Genomic DNA, 3,929 nt, shown 5'->3' with positions numbered 1-3,929 from the left:
GACGAGCTCGCCGACGACGCCAGACACTACCTTGAACTTTTGGAGGCGCTTCGTCAGACCGACCCCGAGAGCGAGGACCACCTGGATCGCGAAGTGGCGGTAGAAGTTCAGGTAGGTGTGATGCAGGCTCACACCGCCAGCCTGAGCGAGCTCTTGGACAAGCTGAACGATGCCCTCGCCGAAGGGGCCTAAATACTGCCCTCCGCCCTCCTTGTTCGGTCACAGCGCCCTCTCCCGCCTGCCGGCAGGCGGGACATAAGGCTGCGCGACGGGTTTGGCGATCTCGGGCTCGAGCCGCTCGGCCAAGACCTTGAGGCTGAGAGCCAGGCGTCTGCGCAGGCTCGGCTTGTGCCGGTGGCTGAGGTGATAGCCGCGGGCCTCGTGACGAAGAGTTTCCAGGCGTTCTTGAGCGAGCTTCTCCAGGCTGAGGGGCGACATCATGGTGGACCTCCCTGAGCGCCTCGTGACGTGGACCCTGCGGTCCTAGGGGTGTCACGTGACATCCCTATCTTACGTCAAAATCCTCTTCCCGGCAAGCCTCGGCGGCGATTCAAAGAGTCGCGTGCGGAACGGAGAGAACAGGCCAGGATGAGGGTTTTTGGCGAGGCGAGTGAAGTTTCTCACTCGACTGTTTACAGCGTCAGACGACCTCGAGCGTCCCTTGTTCGCCCGTCGTCACCCGCGGGCCGTTCTGCTCGAGCACCACGTTGATCTCGCTGCGCACGCCGAAACCCTCCAGGTAGACGCCCGGCTCGACGGTGACGGCCAGGCCCGGCAGGAGTTCGCGGCTGTCGCAGGTCTCGAAGTCGTCCAGATGCACCGCGTCGCCGTGGACAAAGCGCGTGCCCAGCGAGTGGCCGGTGCGGTGGCTGAACCTTTCGCCGTAGCCCCTCTTCGAGATAAAATCGCGCACCGCCCGGTCGATCAGCCGGCCCTCGGGATAGTGGCCGCGCGCGTAGTGCTCGCGGATGGTCGCTACCGCCAGGTCGCGGGCCTCCCTCACGACCGCAAAGACCTCTTGCAGTTCGGGCGAAGGCTCGCCGCGAACACCCATCCAGGTGATGTCGGCAAAGGGCGCGCTCGCCTCGTCGCGCTTGCACCACAGGTCGATGAGGATGGCGTCGCCCGGCCTCAGCGTGCGGTCGCTGCCCTTTTGCGGGGCGTAGTGCGGGTCGCCCGAATGCGACCCGAAGCCGACGATGGGCGGGTGGTCGTAGCTCAGGCCCTGGGAGCTGAAGTAGGCCACGATGACCTCTTGCACCTCGGTCTCGCGGACCTCCTGCCCCGCCCCTAGCTGCCGGGCGATGGCGGCAAAGGCCAGATCCTTGGCCTTCATGACGTGCTCGGCGGCCTCCAAGTGGGCCCCCAGTTGCGCCTCGGTCCAGGTATCGAAGACCTGCAGGAGGGTGGCCGAGGAGACGGGCGTGACGTGAAGCGAGCGCAGGAGGTCGATGGTGCCGCCGTCGACGTGCGAGACGTAGGGGATGTCGCCCAGCGGCGAGTACTCGAGCGCCACCTCCGCTTTGGGCAGAAGCCCGTCCAGCGCCGCCACCAGCGACTGCCGGCTGCTGTAGGCCAGGACGCGGCAGGAGAGCGGAGGCAGCGAACCCCTTTCGATAGCGTGGACGAGCAGGCTGGGCTCGCCGCGCGCGGGCACGAACAGAAAGACCCGCCTCGAGAGCTTGCCGATTTTCATCTTCGCCGACAAAAAGCGCGCCGCCATGGGGTTGTTGCCGCGGAAGTCGTAAACGAGCCAGCCTGCCAGGCCTTGCCGGGACAGTTCTTCTTGTGCGGTCTTTATCCAGTCCATTATGCGCCTTTCGAGAAGTTCTTCGGGCTTCAGTTTATCTTAGACGGGCATGTTCAAGCGGCCAGAGCTCGAGCGGTGTTGTCCTGCTTCCAGATGCCAGCGCCGGCCGAGGCGTGCGACCTCTGTCGCTGGACCCTCGAGAAGAGCGGCTTGCTCGCCGCGCTCGCCAGGGCGAGTGGTAAGGCGGCAACCTTCGTTCACGCGCTTCCTTCGAAAGAGCAGAGCATTTTATAACCGGCATATAACCAGGTCCCCCTTACCTTGATGGGAGCGGGAGCGCGTGGTGAGCCAGGGCCGCCGGCAACCGCGACGGTCCGGGCCAGTCCCGAAAGGGTGCTGGAGCCAGACAAGGGAGGAGGTGCCCGGTACGAGGAGGTACACCTGACGAATGGAAGCCTTTGTGACCTCGTGGATCCTTCCGCCTCTGCGCGGCCTCGCTGCGGACGGTCACGCGCCAAGCTCGAGCGCAGCTCTATAGCGGTTTCCGACATGACCGCACTCCCCAGCCACAGGCTCCTGAAAACCAGCTGCGGTTCAGTCACGCTCCAGTCACGGTGCCTTTCCTATATTCAAGGCTGAGTCAGCCAAGGAGCGCCATCATGATGCCACTAGGACCCTAGCCGCCGCACCAGCAACCTTCTCAGTCATCCTCCAGTCATCCTATTCTGGCTACGCTCAGGCAGGAGTGAGGCTGGGGAACATGAGTAAGACTGGGGAGTAGGTGCATGGCGTGGCTGTATGCCACGCATATTAGGAGAAGGAATGAAAGACCACATTGCCGTCAAAAAAATATGGCTGACTCCTTAGGCATGCCAAGAGGCGCTGGAGATGTCCACCTGCAGAACTTCATGCGGATGGTGGTGCGCTACGAAATGGTATGCCAAGAAGAGTCTTGTCCAGCTTGGTTGCATCGATTAACTGCTCAGGCGTTTTTAGAGGTCTAGCCATGAGTCTGATTTCAAGGGGAACTCTGTAGTATGGTCCGCATTTTGGTTGTAGGTTATTTGCTGCTGGTGATGAGCCTGCTAGTCTATGCCATCAGCCAACAGCATAATGAAGAAACCTCCATTGCTGAAGTTTCCAGGCCACTCTCAGCATCTGAAGAACTTCTACAAAAGGGCGTTGAGATTTACAAACAGTACTATTGCGGCGTGTGCCATGCCTTCTCGGCTGCGGACACGAAGGGTCAATTCGGGCCGCCCCATGATGATTTGGACGTGATTGCAGCGGCACGCATCCAAGAGCCAAACTATCGTGGTAAGGCAACCACCGCTGCAGAGTACATTCGCGAGAGCATCGTCGATCCCGAAGCCTATATCGTTCCAGGCTACGCAGCTACTCCCCACCGGATGCCTGCGTACACCCAGCTTTCTGAGCAGGAGCTTGAAGCGCTGATTCATCTGCTCTTGCAGCAGTAACCGTCGTTTTGGGGAGGTGGTCTAAGCCGTCAACAGCGAGGCGGCACAAGGGCTAATCGGTACGTAGGTGGAGTCTCATTCAGGTGTTAGATGTCGAAAGGATCAACATGAGGAAGCTGTCACGCTTACTGACTATCATTGCGCTGTGCTCACTTCTCGCTGCTGCCACCGCTCAGGAAGGCACGACCATAGCCACGGACCTGAACGGCCCTATGGGTCTTGCGGTTGATGATGAAGGGAATGTCTGGGTAGTCGATTCTGGAACGGGTGGTGACGAGACTTTCGAGATGACCGACCCGCAAACTGGGGAAACCGCCACTTTGACCGCTGGTGCCACCTCGAGGATCCTCCGTATTAGCCCCGATGGTGAACAGGCAGAAATCACGCGCCTGCCCTCACTGACGTGGCCCTTGGGTACCGAAGGCGGCGCGCGGCTGGCCTTTATGGACGGGGTCCTCTACGCGACCAGCCTCTTTTGGATCGAGACCATCGGTCCCGATCCCATGCCGCTCATGGCCAGCATCGTCAGGATCGACGATGGGGAGGCCACTCAGGTTGCTGACACGTGGGCGTTCGAGGATGAGCACAATCCCGATGGCTTCATCAAGGAGTCGCACCCTTACGGGATTGCCGCCGGACCCGATGGTCACCTCTGGGTGGCAGATGCTGGAGCCAACACGCTCCTGAGAATCGATCCCGAG

At 61.2% G+C, this 3,929-nt stretch carries 5 protein-coding genes; 3 read left to right on the top strand and 2 right to left on the bottom strand.

Features of this window, described 5'->3' with window-relative positions; translation table 11 throughout:
• Positions 1 to 192: hypothetical protein (locus tag M3498_16640; protein MDQ3460898.1), on the top strand; the 192-nt coding region annotated here is incomplete at its 5' end.
• A gap of 27 nt (positions 193 to 219) precedes the next feature.
• On the opposite strand, the gene M3498_16635 is transcribed toward M3498_16640, so the two are convergent.
• Positions 220 to 441, bottom strand: a complete 222-nt coding sequence (locus M3498_16635) for a hypothetical protein (GenBank protein ID MDQ3460897.1) — start codon at positions 439 to 441, stop codon at positions 220 to 222.
• A 199-nt stretch (positions 442 to 640) separates the two neighbouring features.
• Positions 641 to 1,810, bottom strand: coding sequence for a M24 family metallopeptidase (locus M3498_16630; GenBank protein ID MDQ3460896.1), 1,170 nt, complete (start codon positions 1,808 to 1,810; stop codon positions 641 to 643).
• Positions 1,811 to 2,787: 977 nt separating this feature from the next.
• On the opposite strand from M3498_16630, the gene M3498_16625 reads away from it, so the two are divergent.
• Both M3498_16625 and M3498_16620 read left to right on the top strand, forming a co-directional pair.
• Positions 2,788 to 3,228 (top strand): cytochrome c, encoded by a 441-nt coding sequence (locus M3498_16625; protein MDQ3460895.1) that lies wholly within the window; start codon positions 2,788 to 2,790, stop codon positions 3,226 to 3,228.
• A gap of 83 nt (positions 3,229 to 3,311) precedes the next feature.
• Positions 3,312 to 3,929, top strand: a 618-nt coding sequence (locus tag M3498_16620; GenBank protein MDQ3460894.1) for a ScyD/ScyE family protein, incomplete at its 3' end; no start/stop codon positions are given.

The organism is Deinococcota bacterium (assembly GCA_030858465.1).
In the GTDB taxonomy this organism is placed as follows: Bacteria; Deinococcota; Deinococci; order Deinococcales; family Trueperaceae; genus JALZLY01.
This window is presented reverse-complemented; position numbering and strand designations above follow the sequence as displayed.